Source organism: Paenibacillus sp. ALE3, assembly GCF_054113405.1.
In genome coordinates this window covers 4,327,812-4,347,500 of sequence record NZ_CM134214.1, presented here as the reverse complement: position 1 = coordinate 4,347,500, position 19,689 = coordinate 4,327,812, and the positions used below count along the sequence as shown (strand labels likewise).

At 48.3% G+C, this 19,689-nt stretch carries 15 protein-coding genes, 2 rRNA genes and 1 riboswitch; of the genes, 15 read left to right on the top strand and 2 right to left on the bottom strand.

Annotation, left to right across the window (positions count from 1 at the left end):
• Nucleotides 1-59 precede the first annotated feature (59 nt).
• From ACXHJ2_RS19290 to ACXHJ2_RS19270, 5 genes are all read left to right on the top strand, one after another.
• A 23S ribosomal RNA gene (locus tag ACXHJ2_RS19290) occupies nucleotides 60-2,987 on the top strand.
• Nucleotides 2,988-3,064: 77 nt separating this feature from the next.
• Nucleotides 3,065-3,181 (top strand): 5S ribosomal RNA (gene rrf / locus ACXHJ2_RS19285).
• Nucleotides 3,182-3,397: 216 nt separating this feature from the next.
• Nucleotides 3,398-4,390 carry a ketoacyl-ACP synthase III gene (locus tag ACXHJ2_RS19280; RefSeq protein WP_165082840.1) on the top strand — a complete coding sequence of 331 codons (993 nt, stop codon included), beginning with the start codon at nucleotides 3,398-3,400 and terminating at the stop codon, nucleotides 4,388-4,390.
• A gap of 133 nt (nucleotides 4,391-4,523) precedes the next feature.
• The gene (locus ACXHJ2_RS19275) at nucleotides 4,524-6,659 is read left to right on the top strand and encodes a DNA topoisomerase III (RefSeq protein WP_165082838.1); all 2,136 of its coding nucleotides are present in this window, start codon (nucleotides 4,524-4,526) and stop codon (nucleotides 6,657-6,659) included.
• Between the two features lie 99 nt (nucleotides 6,660-6,758).
• Nucleotides 6,759-6,896, top strand: coding sequence for a hypothetical protein (locus ACXHJ2_RS19270; protein WP_016819760.1), 138 nt, complete (start codon nucleotides 6,759-6,761; stop codon nucleotides 6,894-6,896).
• Between the two features lie 185 nt (nucleotides 6,897-7,081).
• Here the strand turns inward: ACXHJ2_RS19270 and ACXHJ2_RS19265 are convergent, their stop codons facing one another.
• Together ACXHJ2_RS19265 and ACXHJ2_RS19260 are read right to left on the bottom strand one after the other, a co-directional pair.
• Nucleotides 7,082-8,242, bottom strand: a complete 1,161-nt coding sequence (locus ACXHJ2_RS19265; protein WP_165082836.1) for a type II asparaginase — start codon at nucleotides 8,240-8,242, stop codon at nucleotides 7,082-7,084.
• Nucleotides 8,243-8,607: 365 nt separating this feature from the next.
• Nucleotides 8,608-8,736: a DUF4023 family protein gene (locus ACXHJ2_RS19260; RefSeq protein WP_013369463.1), complete on the bottom strand. Its 129-nt coding sequence runs from the start codon at nucleotides 8,734-8,736 to the stop codon at nucleotides 8,608-8,610.
• Between the two features lie 194 nt (nucleotides 8,737-8,930).
• On the opposite strand from ACXHJ2_RS19260, the gene ACXHJ2_RS19255 reads away from it, so the two are divergent.
• From ACXHJ2_RS19255 to purF, 10 genes are all read left to right on the top strand, one after another.
• Nucleotides 8,931-9,194, top strand: coding sequence for a DUF1294 domain-containing protein (locus tag ACXHJ2_RS19255; protein ID WP_013369464.1), 264 nt, complete (start codon nucleotides 8,931-8,933; stop codon nucleotides 9,192-9,194).
• Nucleotides 9,195-9,343: 149 nt separating this feature from the next.
• Nucleotides 9,344-9,778, top strand: a complete 435-nt coding sequence (locus tag ACXHJ2_RS19250; RefSeq protein ID WP_165082834.1) for a universal stress protein — start codon at nucleotides 9,344-9,346, stop codon at nucleotides 9,776-9,778.
• Between the two features lie 350 nt (nucleotides 9,779-10,128).
• Nucleotides 10,129-10,230: riboswitch (purine riboswitch) on the top strand.
• A gap of 148 nt (nucleotides 10,231-10,378) precedes the next feature.
• The gene (purE, locus tag ACXHJ2_RS19245; RefSeq protein ID WP_013369467.1) at nucleotides 10,379-10,864 is read left to right on the top strand and encodes a 5-(carboxyamino)imidazole ribonucleotide mutase; all 486 of its coding nucleotides are present in this window, start codon (nucleotides 10,379-10,381) and stop codon (nucleotides 10,862-10,864) included.
• Nucleotides 10,861-12,036, top strand: coding sequence for a 5-(carboxyamino)imidazole ribonucleotide synthase (purK, locus tag ACXHJ2_RS19240; protein ID WP_165082832.1), 1,176 nt, complete (start codon nucleotides 10,861-10,863; stop codon nucleotides 12,034-12,036). The genes purE and purK overlap by 4 nt, the downstream gene beginning before the upstream one ends.
• 2 nt (nucleotides 12,037-12,038) lie before the next feature.
• On the top strand, nucleotides 12,039-13,337 hold the full coding sequence (purB, locus tag ACXHJ2_RS19235) for an adenylosuccinate lyase (RefSeq protein ID WP_013369469.1): 1,299 nt from the start codon (nucleotides 12,039-12,041) through the stop codon (nucleotides 13,335-13,337).
• A gap of 622 nt (nucleotides 13,338-13,959) precedes the next feature.
• Nucleotides 13,960-14,841, top strand: a complete 882-nt coding sequence (locus ACXHJ2_RS19230; RefSeq protein WP_165082830.1) for a phosphoribosylaminoimidazolesuccinocarboxamide synthase — start codon at nucleotides 13,960-13,962, stop codon at nucleotides 14,839-14,841.
• A gap of 58 nt (nucleotides 14,842-14,899) precedes the next feature.
• Nucleotides 14,900-15,145 carry a phosphoribosylformylglycinamidine synthase subunit PurS gene (gene purS, locus ACXHJ2_RS19225; protein WP_007428837.1) on the top strand — a complete coding sequence of 82 codons (246 nt, stop codon included), beginning with the start codon at nucleotides 14,900-14,902 and terminating at the stop codon, nucleotides 15,143-15,145.
• A gap of 4 nt (nucleotides 15,146-15,149) precedes the next feature.
• On the top strand, nucleotides 15,150-15,839 hold the full coding sequence (gene purQ, locus ACXHJ2_RS19220) for a phosphoribosylformylglycinamidine synthase subunit PurQ (protein WP_040102116.1): 690 nt from the start codon (nucleotides 15,150-15,152) through the stop codon (nucleotides 15,837-15,839).
• Nucleotides 15,817-18,060 carry a phosphoribosylformylglycinamidine synthase subunit PurL gene (purL, locus tag ACXHJ2_RS19215; RefSeq protein WP_165082828.1) on the top strand — a complete coding sequence of 748 codons (2,244 nt, stop codon included), beginning with the start codon at nucleotides 15,817-15,819 and terminating at the stop codon, nucleotides 18,058-18,060. Before purQ ends, purL begins: the two co-directional genes overlap by 23 nt.
• Nucleotides 18,045-19,526 carry an amidophosphoribosyltransferase gene (gene purF, locus ACXHJ2_RS19210; protein WP_165082826.1) on the top strand — a complete coding sequence of 494 codons (1,482 nt, stop codon included), beginning with the start codon at nucleotides 18,045-18,047 and terminating at the stop codon, nucleotides 19,524-19,526. Before purL ends, purF begins: the two co-directional genes overlap by 16 nt.
• Nucleotides 19,527-19,689: the final 163 nt, after the last annotated feature.

The window sequence follows — 19,689 nt, the reverse complement described above, 5'->3', positions numbered from 1 at the left end:
TTATAGCAAAAATCATTTTCTTATTGATCGACATTTTCTTTCTGCGAAAGAAAAGTCTAGGTTAAGCTACAAAGAGCACACGGAGGATGCCTAGGCGCCAGGAGCCGACGAAGGACGTGGCGAACAACGATAAAGCCTCGGGGAGCTGTAAGCAAGCTTTGATCCGGGGATGTCCGAATGGGGAAACCCGGCTGTCTTCATCGACAGTCACTACTCACTGAATTCATAGGTGAGTGAGAGGCAGACCAGGGGAACTGAAACATCTAAGTACCCTGAGGAAGAGAAAACAATAGTGATTCCGTCAGTAGCGGCGAGCGAACGCGGATTAGCCCAAACCAAGGAGCTTGCTCCTTGGGGTTGTGGGACGTCTCACATGGAGTTACAAAGGAACCGGTTAGATGAAGAGGTCTGGAAAGGCCCGCCAGAGAAGGTAAAAGCCCTGTAGTTCAAAACCTGTTCCCTCCGAGACGGATCCCGAGTAGTGCGGGGCACGTGAAACCCCGTATGAATCCGGCAGGACCATCTGCCAAGGCTAAATACTCCCTGGCGACCGATAGTGAAGCAGTACCGTGAGGGAAAGGTGAAAAGCACCCCGGAAGGGGAGTGAAATAGATCCTGAAACCGTGTGCTTACAAGAAGTCAGAGCCCGATCGATGGGTGATGGCGTGCCTTTTGTAGAATGAACCGGCGAGTTACGTTCCCGTGCAAGGTTAAGGTGAAGAGCTGAAGCCGCAGCGAAAGCGAGTCTGAATAGGGCGAATGAGTACGTGGACGTAGACCCGAAACCGGGTGATCTACCCCTGTCCAGGGTGAAGGTGCGGTAACACGCACTGGAGGCCCGAACCCACGCATGTTGAAAAATGCGGGGATGAGGTGGGGGTAGCGGAGAAATTCCAATCGAACCCGGAGATAGCTGGTTCTCCCCGAAATAGCTTTAGGGCTAGCCTCGGAAAAAAGAATCGTGGAGGTAGAGCACTGATTGGGTGCGGGGCCCGCAAGGGTTACCAAGCTCAGTCAAACTCCGAATGCCATAGATTTAGTTCCGGGAGTCAGACAGTGAGTGCTAAGATCCATTGTCGAAAGGGAAACAGCCCAGACCATCAGCTAAGGTCCCCAAGTGTGTGTTAAGTGGGAAAGGATGTGGAGTTGCACAGACAACCAGGATGTTGGCTTAGAAGCAGCCACCATTGAAAGAGTGCGTAATAGCTCACTGGTCGAGTGACTCTGCGCCGAAAATGTAACGGGGCTAAACACACCACCGAAGCTATGGCTTGATGCTTTGCATCAGGGGTAGGGGAGCGTTGAATGCGGGTTGAAGGTGTACCGGAAGGAGCGCTGGACTGCATTCAAGTGAGAATGCCGGTATGAGTAACGAAAAGATCTGTGAGAATCAGATCCGCCGAAAGCCTAAGGGTTCCTGAGGAAGGTTCGTCCGCTCAGGGTAAGTCGGGACCTAAGGCGAGGCCGATAGGCGTAGTCGAAGGACAACAGGTCGAAATTCCTGTACCACCGTAATCCGCTATGAGCGATGGGGTGACGCAGTAGGGTAGTGACGCGGACTGATGGATGTCCGTCTAAGCAGTGAGGCTGATGTGTAGGCAAATCCGCACATCGTAAGGCTGGGCTGTGATGGGGAGCGAAAATTGTAGTAGCGAAGGTCATGATCTCAGACTGCCAAGAAAAGCCTCTAGCCAGGAGAAGGTGCCCGTACCGCAAACCGACACAGGTAGGCGAGAAGAGAATTCTAAGGCGCGCGGAAGAACTCTCGTTAAGGAACTCGGCAAAATGACCCCGTAACTTCGGGAGAAGGGGTGCCTCGGTAGGGTGAATAGCCCGAGGGGGCCGCAGTGAAAAGGCCCAAGCGACTGTTTAGCAAAAACACAGGTCTGTGCGAAGCCGCAAGGCGAAGTATACGGGCTGACGCCTGCCCGGTGCTGGAAGGTTAAGGGGAGTGGTAAGCTCTTCGGAGCGAAGCTATGAACCGAAGCCCCAGTAAACGGCGGCCGTAACTATAACGGTCCTAAGGTAGCGAAATTCCTTGTCAGGTAAATTCTGACCCGCACGAATGGCGTAACGACTTGGGCGCTGTCTCAACGAGAGATCCGGTGAAATTTTAATACCTGTGAAGATGCAGGTTACCCGCGACAAGACGGAAAGACCCCATGGAGCTTTACTGCAGCTTGATATTGAATTTGGGTACGATCTGTACAGGATAGGTGGGAGCCGTTGAATCTTGAGCGCCAGCTTGAGAGGAGGCATCCTTGGGATACCACCCTGATCGTATCTAGGTTCTAACTTGGTACCGTGATCCGGTGCGAGGACAGTGTCAGGTGGGCAGTTTGACTGGGGCGGTCGCCTCCTAAAGAGTAACGGAGGCGCCCCAAGGTTCCCTCAGAATGGTTGGAAATCATTCGAAGAGTGCAAAGGCAGAAGGGAGCTTGACTGCGAGACCTACAAGTCGAGCAGGGACGAAAGTCGGGCTTAGTGATCCGGTGGTACCGCATGGAAGGGCCATCGCTCAACGGATAAAAGCTACCCTGGGGATAACAGGCTTATCTCCCCCAAGAGTCCACATCGACGGGGAGGTTTGGCACCTCGATGTCGGCTCATCGCATCCTGGGGCTGAAGTAGGTCCCAAGGGTTGGGCTGTTCGCCCATTAAAGCGGTACGCGAGCTGGGTTCAGAACGTCGTGAGACAGTTCGGTCCCTATCTGTCGTGGGCGTAGGAAATTTGAGAGGAGCTGTCCTTAGTACGAGAGGACCGGGATGGACGTACCGCTGGTGTACCAGTTGTTCCGCCAGGAGCACCGCTGGGTAGCTATGTACGGAAGGGATAAGCGCTGAAAGCATCTAAGCGTGAAGCCCCCCTCAAGATGAGATTTCCCAATTAGTAAGACCCCTTGAAGACGACGAGGTAGATAGGTTGGGGGTGGAAGTGCAGTAATGCATGGAGCTGACCAATACTAATCGGTCGAGGGCTTATCCTAAAGATAAGGCGCAATGAGTTTCGGATCCAGTTTTCAGGGTGTAACCTTGAATGTAGAATTTGCGAGGCAAATTCATGTTTGGTGGCGATAGCGGAGGGGTTCCACACGTACCCATCCCGAACACGACCGTTAAGCCCTCCAGCGCCGATGGTACTTGGACCGCAGGGTCCTGGGAGAGTAGGACGTTGCCAAGCAACAAGTAAAAAAGATCATGATCTCACTGAGATCATGATCTTTTTTTTGTGTTAAATTTCAGTAGTATTTTTTATTAGAGTAAGTTAGTTATAAGTTCGACTGAATCTGTGGATATTAGCTAGTAAATAGATAGACATTTTTTTAAGAAAATTAGTACCAGGTATTAGTATCTGGTGTTATAATATGAATAAGGATTATAAAGGAGAGTGATCAGAATGTTGAATTCAAAAGCAAAGTTAACGGCCCTTGGCACTTATGTACCTGAACGGATTTTAACGAACGCCGACTTGGAGAAGCTTGTGGAAACTAGTGACGAGTGGATTGTACAACGAACGGGTATGCGGGAACGACGAATCGCGGCTGAAGATCAGTACGTATCTGATTTATGTATACAAGCTATTAAACGTATGGTTAACCTTTATAACGTAAATGTGAACGATGTTGACATGATCATTGTAGCGACAAGTACACCTGATTACTATTTTCCAAGTACGGCTTCCCGTATTCAGGCTTATTTTAATATTCCAAATACAGGATCAATGGATGTTAGTGCTGCATGCGCAGGCTTTGCCTATGGACTTCATCTGGCAAATGGTCTTATTACGGGTGGGCTACATCGTAAGGTTCTAGTGATTGGAGCCGAAACATTATCCAAAATTACAGATTATACGGACCGGACGACATGTGTTCTTTTTGGAGATGGAGCAGGAGTCGCACTTGTTGAATATGACGAGGATGAAGGATCGTTTATGACCGCAGACATAGGAACCTTTGGGCAAGGAGGAGCACATCTTTATCGCGCAGGATTATCTAACTATTTGGATGGAGAGAAGCTGCAAGATAATGGTTTTATTGCTCAAAATGGACGTGAGGTTTATAAATGGGCTGTACGCTCTGTCCCAGCAGGAATCGAACGATTAATGGAAAAGGCAAATATGGGGAAAGAGGATCTTGACTGGTTTGTACCTCATAGCGCTAATCTGAGAATGATTGAGTCCATATGTGAAAAGAGTGCAGTACCTTTAGAAAAGACGCTAACGAGTGTAGAGTTGTATGGCAATACCTCGGCGGCATCCATTCCATTGGCTTTACAGTGTGGATTGGATGATGGACGTTTAAGATATGGACAACATGTGGTGTTATATGGATTCGGGGGAGGCCTGACGTATGCGGGCCTGCTATTAAAATGGAGTGTGCCTGATTTGTAAGCTGCCTAACAAATGCATAAGCAATAGTAATAGTGTGTAAAGATCATGTTAATAAAGAGACGTTGGTTGGCATTAGATTTATCGTAAGATGGCAGGATGGTATAATTAACATTATGAGAGAAAGGAGCGTAACATGAAGGTATTGGTATTGGCAGAAAAACCATCCGTGGCCAGAGAGATTGCACGTGTGATGGGCAGCCGTGAGAAGCATAAAAGTTATATAGAAGGACCTAAGTATGTAGTGACCTGGGCTTTGGGTCATTTGGTCGGATTAGCAGAGCCTGAGGATTACGATTCTAAGTATGCGAATTGGAACTTGGAGGACTTGCCCATTCTTCCGAAGAACTCCAAGTTAAAGGTATTGCGGGAGAGCAATCACCAGTTCAAAGCTGTACAGCAGCTGATGAAACGACAGGACATTGGAGAACTTATCGTGGCAACAGATGCTGCTCGCGAAGGAGAACTGTTGGCGCGTTGGATTATACAAATGGCAAACTGGAAAAAGCCGTTCCGGCGCTTATGGATTTCCTCGCAGACGGATAAGGCAATTAAGGCAGGTTTCGCGAAATTATTGCCTGGCCAGCAGTTTGATCGTTTATATGAATCGGCTCGTTGTAGGGCTGAGGCGGACTGGATGATTGGTCTCAATGTGACCCGGGCGTTAACGGTTCGTTATAACGCTCAGCTTTCGGCTGGAAGGGTGCAGACACCGACACTGGGGATGATTATGGAACGTGAGAAAGAGATCACCCAGTTTCGTTCTCAGGATTATGATACTTTGACGGCTGATTTTGGCCATTTTCAGGCAACATGGCGGGCAGAAAATGGGGATTCACGTATGTTTGACCGTACTCAGGCAGAGACTTTGCGCCACAGGCTTGAGGGGGCCAAAGGTACAGTTGTGAGTGTTAAAAAGAGTGAAAAAAACGAGCCTCACCCGCTGGCGTATGACTTAACTGATCTGCAACGAGATGCTAACCAGCGCTATGGCTTCTCAGCCAAACAGACGTCCAATGTTCTTCAACGTCTGTATGAGCAGCATAAGCTGGTGACTTATCCACGTACAGATAGCCGTTATCTTACATCCGATATGGTGGATTCACTTAAGGAAAGACTCAGTAGCGTAGCAGTGGGTCCGTATGCTTCTTTAGCACGTCCGCTATTGCGTAACAAATTGCCAATCACAAAGCGGGTTGTGGATGACAGTAAAGTCACAGACCACCATGCGATTATACCTACTGAGCAGACATTATTACTTAATCGGTTAAGCCCAGAGGAACGTAAGCTGTATGATCTGATTGCACGCCGTTTTATCAGTTTGTTCTACCCACCTGCACGTTATGATGCTGTAGCTGTATCGGTCATGGTGGGGCAAGAAACATTTCAGGTAAAAGGTACAACCATAAAAGATAGCGGTTGGCGTGCTGTATATGACGAAAGTCATTATGAATTGGACGATGAAGAGATAGATGAGCGTGAAAATAATGGACGAGGCGTTATTTTGCCTGAGTTGAAAAAAGGAGATTCTGTCCAATTGCAGCGTTGCATTGTACGAGCTGGACGAACGATGCCGCCGAAGCGTTATACAGAAGCAGCCCTGCTCGCTCAGATGGAAAAGCACGGCTTGGGTACACCAGCTACTCGTGCAGATCTGATCGAGAAACTCGTCAGCTCGGATACGATAGAGCGCCAGGGGAACGTGATGCATCCAACTGGCAAAGGCAAGCAACTGATCGAATTGGCGGCTCCACAGCTACGAACGCCCGAATTGACGGCACGTTGGGAAGCGGAGTTGGAACGGATTGCCCGTGGTCAAGGACAACCTGAGCCATTTTTGAATTCTATCCGTGCTATGGCGAAAGAATTGGTTTCTACTGTGAAAAATAGCAGCGCGGAGTACAAACCCCATAACGTAACGAATAGCCATTGTCCGGATTGTGGTACAAAGTTGTTGGAGAAAAAAGGGAAGAAAGGCAAGTTCCTTGTATGTCCAAGTGCGGATTGTGGTTACCGTCGTTCAGGGGAAAAACGCTTGTCCAATCGACGTTGTCCACAGTGTCATAAAAAAATGGAAATGAAAGAGGGCAAAGCAGGTCTGTATGTAAGATGCTTACCCTGCGGCATTACGGAGACGCTGGATAAGGACAAGCAACGGGTAAACAAACGGGAACAGCAAAAGCTAGTAAAACAGTTTGAAAAGAAGGATTCCTTTGGCTCCAGTTTGGGGGATTTGTTAAAAGCAGCAATGGAGCAAAAGCAGGGCGAATAAAGATTGGCCAGAACGTGCTATAAGCTACACAATTAGCAGGCGTATATCGGTATAAAAAAGCTTACTCCTTGGCATGGTAATCCGAGGAGGTGAGTATTTATGCCCAAGCATAAGCCGCTTAAAATCAATAATCAGCAAAATAAATCAAGTATACTGGAGGAAGAAATCGCTGCTCATCCAGAGAAGCAAGCTAAATATCCTCCAAGCTTGAATGGGATTCCCAAACAGCAGTCTTGATGCTGCCTGTAAGGGAAAACGAATGGCTGTATAAGACCAGAACGATTGGAAACCAGATAAATTAGTTATCGGTCCCAGACTCTATTTTCTTGCATAAAAGAAGCAGCAGTACGGCGGTCAACCGTAACTGCTGCTTCTTTTTCATAATAAGGAAGTTGTATTTATTTGACTTGGAATGACTGCTCTTAGTATTCATTAAAGAAAGATTGAATTTGGTTCACATCGTGCGTTTGGGTCAAAGCGAGCATGAGCAAAATCCGTGCTTTTTGCGGATTGAGCGAATCAGTGGACACAAAGTTCGAAGCTGCGTCTTTTGTCGACGGGGACACAACTCCACTTCCTACGCGGGTAGAGCGGGCAATAATAACTCCTTTTTTACCTGCAGCCTCTGCGCCTTCTGAGGAGGTCTTGGACAAGGAACCATTACCGGAACCAGCGACCACTATACCCTTGGCACCAGCTGCTACGGCTGCATCATACAGGTAGCGACCGTTGTTTTGATATTCGTATAAAATATCTACTTGTGGTAGCTGGGTGAGATTAGAGATATCGAATACAGAAGAAGTTGTGTGCTTATGAGTGGATTTGTTGTAGTAGTATACTTGATCGCCTACTACAGCTCCAAGGTATCCCTGCTCTACAGACTTGAACGTATCGACTGCTGTTGTGTTTGTTTTCGTGATATATCTTGCTGCACCGATGCGATCGTTCAGCAGTACGAGTACACCCTGGCCTTTAGAGGCCGAAGCACCGGCAACTTTTACAGCATTATAAAGGTTGAATGGACCATCGGCACTGATGGCAGTGGCTGGGCGCATAGAGCCAACAACAACTACAGGCTTATCGCTCTTAACGACAAGATTGAGGAAGTATGCCGTTTCTTCCAATGTATCTGTACCATGGGTAATGACAATACCATCTACATCATCTCTGGCAAGCAGTTCGTTGGTGCGTTTGGCAAGTTTTAAGAGGATTTCATTATTAACATCGGGGCTACCTACGTTAACCACTTGCTCACCACTGACATTTGCAATACTTTTCATCTCAGGAACGGCATTGATCAAGGTTTCAACACCTAATGCACCTGCTTTGTAGCCAGTTGTATCTGTGTTGACGGAGGATGACCCTGCAATGGTTCCTCCTGTGGCCAGTATTTTAATATTGGGCAAGTGATTAGTTTGTGGCTTATCAGATTTGTCCAAAGTTGTAGTGCTAGAAGTAGATAACGTTGTATTGGTTGTAGCTGCTGCCGCAACGTTAGCAGTAAATCCACCACTCCATAAGGTACTTCCGAGAATAAAGCTGGCCAACAGGGGAATCATTGTCATTTTTTTCATGTTAGTCATATAAAGCTCCTCTCCAATCTTAAACCTCGAAATTTAATGATAGATTAACTGACAAATATTTTGTCGAATAACGTTAATATCACGCATTATAGGGTGTGAAATCGCCTTTAGTCAATATATATGTTAGAAAATATGACTTTAAAACTTTTCTTTATTATATGTAATCGCTTTAATTATACCTGGATGGAAAAGATTTGAAAACAAAACAACAAGCAGAAATCTCATAAGGAGTCTGCTTGTTGTTTTTGATAAAAGGGTAAACAACTGAGTTTACCTACCTTTAATTTCATTGAATGAGAGTGACACGGTGAAGTTGATGTCTTACGGTATTTACATGGTTCTACAGTTGAATAGAGATCTCATGATCAGGGGTTTTTGCTGTGCTGTTTTGTTGGCAAGCTGGCGCTGGGAGTTCCTTTTCCTTGTTTACGGTTACGTTCTGCCTTTTTTGCATTTTCTCGTAGCTTTTCAACGTACTCATGGGTGCTTTCCATCGTAGTTCCTCCTTTAAGACAAAATAGATGCACTCGGGAATTGCCCTCATACACCGTTACTATTTCCGCAAAAACGTTTTCCCAGTCAGAGAAGGCGTTGTTTCTATAAAAGGGGTGAGGTTATAATGAAGGAGAGAGCTCTATATAAGTCCTAATACCTGAAACTGGTACGGTGTGCAAAAGGAGGGGAGACATTGCAGACAGGCTTGTTGGTATGGCTGCTGTTCATCAATGCAGTAGGCTATCTGGTAATGTCGGAAGATAAAAAGAGAGCACGTAAACACCGTGATCGCGTACCTGAACGGACGTTGTTTTTGCTGGCCCTGATCGGGGGCGCATTGGGTGTACTCATTGCGATGTACCGCAAACGCCATAAAACACGGCATATGACCTTCAGATTAGGTATTCCTGCGTTGCTATTCATTAACGCATTGCTCTATGGGTATTTTTTACGGTAAGGCTGGGAGTTTAGCTTCTCATAGGGAAGTTTAATGATGATTGAGAAGGCTATTCTCGGCCATTACTTGATGTAATGAAGTGAACAACCACAGGAATACATAATTTCAGGCTTTGATTAAACAAACTGAATTCGGAAGAGGTGCGTATTATGCTATTTTCAAAAGTATTGCTTGCTTATGACGGTTCGGATGCATCCAACAAAGCTTTATTGAAGGCGGCTGAATTGGTGAAGGCATCACCCTCCTCGAAGCTTGAGGTCGTAACAGCATTCGATTTCCCGCGGATTTTTATGGGCGAAGGTTTGGCTCCAATTCCAGCTTCGGTGAATAAAGAGTATTATGATTTGGCTGAGCAAACTACGGATGAAGTTAAAAGGCGGCTTGCTGAGCAAGGTGTAGACGCCAAGGTGGAGCTGATTCAAGGTTCGCCGGCCGAAGTCATTTTGGATTATGCCAATGAGAATGGCTTCGATGTGATTGTGATCGGCAGTCGCGGATTGGGTGGCATTCGTGAATTTGTATTAGGTAGCGTAAGTCACAATGTGGTGCAGCATGCACGTATCCCCGTGCTGGTCGTAAAATAACGAAATAAAAAAAGTAAAAGTCGGATCACTACCTGTACAGGAAGTGCCGGCTTTTTATTTTTGTTAGTAAGATGTATTGCTGGCCGTTATCAGTGTAGGTAGAGAGATAGCTAAATGTAATACAATAGTCCCGAGGTGTGCATATAAAGGGCTTGGTTTTTGTTAAACACGAACATTAAATTGTATCATTATGACAATGTTCGTTTTCAAGTTGACACAGGGTGTAGGGAATTGTTAAACTATGAAGTGTATTGTCGATAAAAAATGAACTTTAGGTACAATTTAATTAGGTACGCATGTTGGAGCCGAAACTCACCACGATTACGCTAGGAAAGTATATCGTTGGGTATGGAGTAAGCACAATCCTGACTCGTATAATGCCGGGGATATGGCCCGGAAGTTTCTACCTGGAAACCTTAAATTTCCGGACTACGGGAGACATACGGCTGAAGCCGCATTGGATGCGGTGGAACAGGCTTGCTTTTGGCATGCCTTTAAGAGGCTCTGTCGTTTGTTTTTTCGTAGTCCGGTGTCTTGAAAATAACGTTATTTTCGAGTGCCGGATTTTTGGCGCTTATTGATAAACAGGGAGTGAAGGACATGTCAGTGCAGGTCGCTGTCATTATGGGCAGCACATCAGACTGGGACACCATGCAACATGCATGTGCTGTGCTGGACGAGCTTGAAATCGGATATGAGAAAAAAGTAGTTTCAGCCCATCGTACACCGGATTTAATGTTTCGTTTTGCAGAAGAGGCCGCCGGGCGCGGATTAAAGGTCATTATTGCTGGAGCGGGCGGGGCTGCACATCTGCCGGGAATGGTGGCTGCGAAGACATCCTTGCCAGTAATTGGCGTGCCTGTCCAGTCGAAGGCTCTGAATGGTCTGGACTCCCTGCTCTCCATTGTGCAGATGCCGGGTGGTATTCCAGTCGCCACTGTGGCGATCGGTAAGGCAGGCTCTACCAACGCAGGGCTGCTGGCTGCACAAATATTAGGTGCTTTTGACGAAAAGATAAGTCAGCGGGTTGTGGCAAGACGCGATCGTATCCGTGACGAGGTACTGGAAGGCAGTGACTCGCTATGAATGAAGCATGTGAATCGGCAGGCCGAATCCGCCCTCCTGGCACAGTGATTGGAATTTTGGGAGGCGGACAACTAGGAAGAATGCTTGTACTGGCAGGAACAAACCTAGGCTATCGCTTCGTAACACTGGACCCTGCACCGGATAGTCCGTGTGGACAGGTGTCCGAACAAATCCGTGCTGCCTATGATGATGAACGCGCGGCCAGAGAACTAGCTGCACGGTGTGATGTGATCACGTATGAGTTTGAAAATGTGGATGCAGGTGTAGCCGCGCTTTTGGAACAGGAATCCAGTGTACCGCAGGGCAGTAGTCTTTTGTACACGACACAGCATCGTCTGCGTGAAAAACGTTCTATTGAAGCAGCTGGTGTTCCTGTCGCTCCATATCGTGAAATTAGCAGTTCTGCCGATATGGTTCAAGCGGTAGCCGAACTGGGTGTACCGTGTGTGCTCAAAACAGCAGTCGGCGGTTATGATGGCAAGGGCCAAGTGGTCGTTCGCCAATTGGAGGAAGCCACGAATGCCTACGAGCAACTGGCTGGAAGCGGTGCGGAACTGGTGTTGGAACAGTTCATCCGTTTTCGCTGCGAAATCTCGGTGATTGTAGCTCGCAGCACGAACGGTGAAGCCAAAGCCTTTCCGCCTGCGGAAAACATTCACGTGAACAACATTTTGCACACGTCGATTGTACCCGCACGCGTACCTGAACCTGTCCAGGAGGAAGCACGCAAATTGGCGCTGGCTGTGGCGGAGTCATTGGATGCGGTGGGGCTGCTCGCTGTGGAGATGTTTGTCACCGAAGATGGACAATTATACGTTAATGAGTTGGCACCACGACCCCATAACTCCGGCCATTACACGATGGAGGGTTGCGCCACTTCGCAATTTGAGCAACATATACGTGCGATTTGTGGTTTGCCACTGGGCAACACGAAGCTGCTGACTCCGGTCGTGATGGTCAATGTACTAGGTGAGCATTTGGAGAACGTAATTCGGCGGTTCGGACAAACAGATGCTGAAGCTGAAAGATTGAGTGTTGTACCGAAGCTGCATTTGTATGGAAAAAGTGAAGCCAAGCCAGGCCGAAAGATGGGACATATTAATCTGTTGTGCCAGGATACGGAACAAGCGCTGGAATGGATTGATCAAACCAATATTTGGGGGAATAAATAGTCATGATCGAACGCTATAGCAGACCGGAAATGAGAGCGATTTGGACGGAAGAAAATAAATTCAAAGCTTGGCTGGAAGTAGAACTGTGTGCCTGTGAAGCATGGGCTGAGTTAGGTGTTATCCCAAAAGAAGATACCGTGGCTCTGCGCAAAAATGCAAGCTTTGATATTGAACGGATCTATGAAATTGAGCAGGAAACAAGACATGATGTCATTGCTTTTACCCGCACAGTGTCCGAAAGTCTTGGCGACGAGCGCAAATGGGTGCATTACGGTCTAACCTCCACAGACGTGGTCGATACAGCACTGGGCTATTTGTTAAAACAGGCGAATGAAATTCTGGAACGAGATATTCTGAATTTTATTGAGATTTTGAAGGAAAAGGCATTGGCTTACAAGCACACACCGATGATGGGACGTACACATGGAGTGCACGCTGAGCCGACCACATTCGGACTGAAAATGGGCCTGTGGTACGAGGAAATGAAGCGCAATCTGGAACGTTTCCGCTATGCTGCTGACCAGGTGCAATACGGTAAAATGTCCGGTGCAGTCGGAACATATGCCAACATTGACCCGGCTGTGGAAGAATTCGTATGCCGCAAGCTGGGCACCAAGCCTGCTCCGATTTCTACACAAACGCTTCAGCGTGATCGCCATGCTGAATATATGGCCACGTTGGCGTTGATCGCCACATCGTTGGACAAGTTTGCTACAGAAGTCCGTGCATTGCAAAAGAGTGAATTCCGCGAGGTGGAAGAAGCTTTTGCTAAGGGTCAAAAAGGATCTTCCGCAATGCCGCATAAACGCAATCCGATCGGAAGTGAAAACATCTCCGGCCTGGCACGTGTGATTCGCGGGCATATGGTATCGGCGTATGAGAACGTTACGCTGTGGCATGAGCGCGACATTTCGCATTCTTCTGTAGAACGCATCATTCTGCCAGATGCAACAATGCTGTTGAACTACATGCTGAACCGTTTTGGCAATATCGTGAAAAATCTGACGGTCTTCCCTGAAAATATGAAGCGCAATATGGCGCGTACGTATGGTGTACCATTCTCTGGCCGTATTATGACGAAGCTGATCGACAAGGGATTTAGTCGTGAAAAAGCTTACGATACCGTGCAGCCGCGTGCTATGCAGGCATGGGAAGAACAACGCCAGTTCCGCGAAATCGTCGAGGCGACTCCTGAAATTACTGACGTGCTCAGTCCGGATGAAATCGAGGATGCGTTCAACCCAGCTTGGCATTTGAAAAACGTGGATACGATCTTTAAAAAGCTGGGATTAGGGGAGTAAGAGGAGGTTTGGTGCTTGGGAGAAGCTCAGGAGCGTGATGAGGCCGCTACGCGAACGGATCATTCTTCCGATTGCTGTTGCCCCTAGATTCCTGTGATTGTATAAGACCAGATATGGTCGGAATCCAGGGGCAAAGGCAAACGCTAACGCTTCTCCAGAACGATTCCGTCCGCTCCGCTGCTTCCAGCACCAACCCTCATGTGGGAGCAGAGCTAGGGAAGGTGCGGCACATAAGATGCCGCACCTTCCCAAGAGCGATGGAAAAGCAGTGGAACACGCTTTTCTATCACAAGCAACGTTTCTGGAAGGACTGCCGAATTTGCACAGCAAACAGCCCGTAGTCCTTCCAGAAACGCGCAAGGCTCAAGAAGCGAAGCCTTGAGCCAGCCGTTCGCGCCGACGTAAAAGCGTTGCTGGATGAGGCTTGTGCCAACAAGCTTCATCCAGCGGAGCGCGCTCACCCGACCGTAGCTACAAAATAGACGCCCTCACCCGGCTCACCAGCCAACTCTTGCGGGAGTCCCGAGGGCAGCAGCCCTGGGGGTCCTCCCCGAGGGGAGGATTTAGGAGGGGCAAAGGTTCGATTTAGGAGGGGCAACTTCTATGAAAGAGGTGTAATGAAATGTCATTGTCTACCGCCGAAGATCTGATTCATGCGCCGCTCTTGTACAAAGGCAAAGTGCGTGAGTTGTATGATCTCGGAGAACATTTTCTGATTGTCGTGACGGACCGGATTTCGGCTTTTGATTATGTGTTGGAGCCGCCCGTACCGGAAAAAGGAAATGTATTGAACAAGCTCAGTGCTTTCTGGTTTGAACAGACGAAAGACCTGCTGGAAAACCATGTCGTGCATACCGATGTAGACAAGCTCGGACATGTCATCGACGAACAGCATAAAGAGCTGCTAAAGGACCGGATCATGGTTACGCTGAAGGCTGAACGCATCGACATCGAGTGTGTGGTGCGCGGATATATTACCGGAGGCGGCTGGCGTCAGTATGAGCAGACCGGCGAGGTAAACGGTATTCTATTGCCCAAGGGGCTACGTAAGAATGAACGCTTTCCCAAGCCTCTATTTACACCGGCTGCAAAAAATGATGTCGGTCACGACGAGGACATTTCCCTTCACCAAATGAAAGAGCTGGTCGGGGCCCAGCTAACCGGTGAGCTTGAGGAAAAAAGCTTGGCATTGTACGAATTTGCGCGTGCTTTCTGCGAAAAGCGAGGAATCATTTTAGCGGATTGCAAGTTTGAGTTTGGTCTTGTTGATGGCAAGGTGATTTTGATTGATGAAATTTTCACCCCGGACTCATCCCGTTTTTGGGCGCAGGAAAAGTATGAGCTGGATGTGGAGATTGACAGCATGGACAAGGAGCCGGTACGAAGCTATTTGGCATCATCCGGTTGGGACAAGAACAGCAAGCCCGATCCGTTGCCTGCTGAGGTCGTAGAAGAAACAACTGCAAGATATACGGATATTTGGCGGCGTCTGACGGCACAGTAAATAGTAATCATAATTCAACCAATAGGATTCACTCATTCGGAGGAGGAACTGAAGGAACATGATGAAAGCAACAGTCTATGTCACGATTAAGCAAAGCGTTTTGGACCCGCAGGGGGTCGCGGTGCAAGGCGCACTGCATTCTATGGGTTTCGGAGAAGTGGACAGCGTCAGAATTGGTAAGTATATGGAACTCAATCTGGATACAACAGACCGCGAGAGTGCAGAGAAACGCGTCATCGAGATGTGTGAAAAGCTGTTGGCCAACACGGTCATTGAAGACTACCGCTACGAACTGGAGGGCTGATTCCATGAAATTTGCAGTTCTGGTTTTTCCGGGCTCCAACTGTGATATTGACTGCTATAAGGCGATAGAGGACACGGTCGGTGAACCTGTCGATTATGTTTGGCATACTGCAACGGATCTGTCACCTTACGATTGTATTCTTGTTCCGGGAGGCTTCTCCTACGGGGATTATCTGCGGTGCGGTGCGATTTCCCGGTTTGCCCCGGTGATGAAGGAAGTAGCCAAAGCGGCTGCTGAAGGCAAATATATTTTGGGGATTTGCAACGGTTTTCAAATTTTGACCGAAGCCGGGCTGTTGCCAGGAGCTTTGCGCCGTAATCTGTCGATGAAATTCCTTTGCCGTGATACGGTGTTGCAGGTTGCGAATAACGATACGCCTTTTACAAGAGATTATACTGCTGGTGAAGAAATCATTATTCCGATCGCACATGGTGAAGGCAACTATTACTGTGATGATGAGACGCTGGCTCGTTTGCAGGCGAACAATCAGATCGTATTTACGTATAAAGATAATCCCAATGGTTCCATGACGGATATTGCGGGGATTTGTAATGAACAAGGTAACGTGCTGGGCATGATGCCCCATCCGGAACGTGCGGTGGATGCATTGCTTGGCACGGATGACGGCAAACGTATGTTTACATCTATTTTGAATGCTTGGAGGGATCGTCATGGCGCAGCAAGTGTCCGCTAAGGAACCGACGGCAGAGCAGGTTGCCGAACATAAACTGTATCAGCAGATGGGTGTGTCGGACAGTGAATATGCGCTGATCTGTGATTTCATGGGGCGTCAGCCGAATTATACGGAAATTGGCGTGTTCAGTGTTATGTGGTCAGAGCATTGTGCTTACAAAAACTCCAAGCCGTTGTTGAGACGTTTCCCGACGAGCGGTCCGCGAGTGCTGATGGGACCGGGTGAAGGAGCAGGGATTGTAGATATTGGAGACAACCAAGCGGTTGTATTTAAAATCGAAAGTCATAACCATCCATCCGCTGTAGAACCTTTTCAAGGGGCAGCGACTGGGGTAGGCGGCATCATCCGTGATATTTTCTCCATGGGCGCAAGACCTGTAGCTGTGTTGAACTCTTTGCGTTTTGGCAAGCTGGAGAGCGACCGCGTGAAATATTTGTTTGAGCATGTGGTATCGGGTATTGCGGGCTACGGGAACTGTATCGGTATTCCGACCGTGGGTGGAGAGGTTGTATTTGACGAAAGCTACGAAGGCAATCCGCTCGTCAATGCAATGTGTGTAGGATTGATTGACCATGATAAAATCCAGCGCGGTGTGGCAAAGGGGGTCGGCAACCCGGTGTTTTATGTGGGGCCTCCGACAGGTCGTGACGGGATTCACGGAGCGACCTTCGCATCCGTTGAGCTGACAGAGGAATCCGAAGCGAATCGGACTGCGGTTCAAGTGGGCGATCCATTCATGGAAAAGCTGGTTATGGAATCATGTCTGGAACTGATCGACAGCGGTATTGTACTGGGTATTCAGGATATGGGCGCAGCGGGACTTACCTGCTCCAGTGCTGAAATGGCAAGCAAGGCGGGCAACGGTCTTGAGCTGTACCTGGATCAGGTACCGCAACGTGAAGAGGGCATGACACCTTATGAAATGATGCTGTCTGAATCACAGGAGCGTATGTTGTTCGTTGTTGAGCCAAAGGATGAAGCACAGGCGCTTGAAATTTTCGAGCGTTGGGGCGTCATTTGTGCCAAGGTCGGTAAAGTGACGGATGACGGTCGTTTGCGTTTGTTCCATCACGGTGAAGTGGTGGGTGATATGCCAGTGACGGCGCTAGTTGACGAGTGTCCGATCTATGACAAGCCTTCCGAAGTCCCTGCTTATTATGAGCAAAATGCTGCGATTGACACACTTCGGTATGCAGAAGTAACGGACTTGAACGGCGCGCTGAAAAAGGTGCTATCTTCACCAAGTGTAGCTAGCAAGAAATGGGTATACGAGCAATATGATTACATGGTTCGCACCAGTACGGCCGTTCGTCCGGGTTCGGATGCAGCTGTAGTGACCGTACGTGGCACCCGCAAGGGACTTGCAATGACTACGGACTGTAACGGACGTTATGTATATCTGGACCCTGAGGTAGGTGGACGGATTGCAGTCAGCGAAGCAGCTCGAAACATTGTATGCTCTGGTGGAGAGCCTTTGGCGATTACGGACAATCTGAACTTTGGTAACCCTGAAAAACCGGATATTTTCTGGCAAATGGAAAAAGCCGTAGACGGTATGGCAGAAGCTTGCCGTGTACTGGATACACCTGTTATCGGGGGCAACGTTAGCTTGTACAACGAAAATGCCAAAGGTTCGATCTATCCGACGCCTGTAGTCGGAATGGTCGGTCTGGTACATGATACAGATCATATTACGACACAAGGCTTCAAAGCCGAAGGCGATGTCATTTTCCTAGTGGGAGAGACGAAGGCTGAGCTAGGAGGTAGTGAGTTCCAGGCTGTCGTGCACGGTGTATCCGAAGGACGTCCGCCTGAGCTCGATTTGAATGTAGAGAAAAAACTGCTGACAGCGGTGCTAGGAGCGATTCAGGCCGGATTGGTACAATCCGCACATGATCTCGCAGAGGGCGGATTGGCTGTAGCGCTTGCCGAATCCGGCATTAGCAGCGGATTGGGAGTGCAGGTTAACGTAGAAACGTCTTTGCGCCCTGATCATGCTTTATTCAGCGAAAGTCAATCCCGCATTTTGTTATCTGCATCACCGGATAAAGCGTCTGCGTTGGAAGCACATCTGCGTGGAGTGGAAGTACCAGTTACCGTATTGGGAAAAGTTGAAGGATCACAATTGACAGTTGAGGTGAACGGACAACCCGCTTTGAACGAGGCAGTCGCCAGTTTGAAGCAAATCTGGGAGGATGTCATTCCATGTCTGATGAAATAACAGCACGGACGTTGTGGACTGGAGATTATTATAATGAAGGCTCGGGTAAAGAGGGGCTGTTCGATAAATTAAAAGAGGAATGCGGCGTATTCGGGGTGTACAGACACTCCGATGCCGCTTCCCTAGCGTATTACGGCTTGCACGCGCTTCAGCATCGTGGTGAAGAAAGTGCAGGTATCTGTGTGAGCAGTGGCGACGAATTCCATTATCATCGTGGAATGGGACTTGTCAAAGAAGTATTTAATAAAGACTTAATGGCTTCGTTGACAGGCGATATTGCCATAGGACATGTGCGCTATTCGACAAGTGGAGACAGTAAGCTGACGAATGCACAGCCTTTGGTGTTCAAGTATCGTGATGGTGATTTGGCGGTAGCGACGAACGGAAATATCGTGAATGCTTTGCAAATTCGGCATGAGCTGGAGCAGGGTGGGTCTATTTTTCAAACAACCAGCGATACCGAAGTAGTAGCACATTTGATCGCCCGGTCGTCCAAGGATTTAGTGGAGGCTGCCAAGGATGCATTAAAGCGTATTGTCGGAGGGTTTGCTTTCCTTATTATGACCAATGACAAGCTGCTTGTGGCTTCTGATCCCAACGGCTTGCGTCCATTGACGATGGGCAGATTGGGCGATGCTTATTTGTTTGCATCCGAGTCTTGTGCCTTGGAAACTATTGGTGCAGAACTGTTGCGCGATATTGAGCCAGGTGAACTGCTAGTTCTGGATAAAAACGGACTGCACGAAGACCGTTATACGGAAGCTAAGCAGCGTAAAGCGCTGTGTGCGATGGAGTATATTTATTTTGCTCGTCCTGACAGTGACTTGAATGGTTCTAATCTTCATGCAGCACGCAAACGAATGGGCAGCCAGATGGCGCTAGAGGCTTTTGTCGATGCAGATTTGGTTACCGGTGTACCGGATTCCAGCATTTCGGCTGCAATTGGTTATGCAGAGCAAACAGGTATTCCCTATGAGCTGGGCATGATTAAAAATAAATACACTGGACGTACCTTTATTCAACCGAGTCAGGAGCTGCGCGAGCAGGGGGTAAAAATGAAACTGAGCGCCGTACGCCGTGTGGTTGAAGGTAAACGGGTCATTATGATCGACGACTCTATCGTTCGGGGCACCACATCTCGTCGAATCGTAAATATGCTGCGGGATGCGGGCGCTTTGGAAGTACATGTACGAATTACCTCACCGCCTTTCAAAAACCCGTGCTTCTACGGTATCGACACGCCGGACCGTCGGGAACTGATCGCTTCGTCCAAAACCGTGGAGGAGATTCGGCAAGAGATTAACGCCGATTCGCTCTATTTTATGAGCGCCGAGGGATTGATTGCCGCGGTAGGCGGACATAACGAACAGGATTACAAGGGCGGTTTGTGCATGGCTTGTTTCGATAATGATTATCCGACACAGGTAGATTTTAAAGGCGAAGAAAAGTTCGGGTGTAGTTGTTAATATAGGGAACAAAAGAGGTACAGAGGTGCATGGAGGCATGGGATGGCGGTTCTGAGGGAACCACTCCGCGTGTGGAAGGTTCTTACGATCGCTGTTGCCGCCAGATTCCAGGATTGGATTAACCCCTTACAGGGTTGGAATCCAGCGGCAAAGGCGAGCGCTT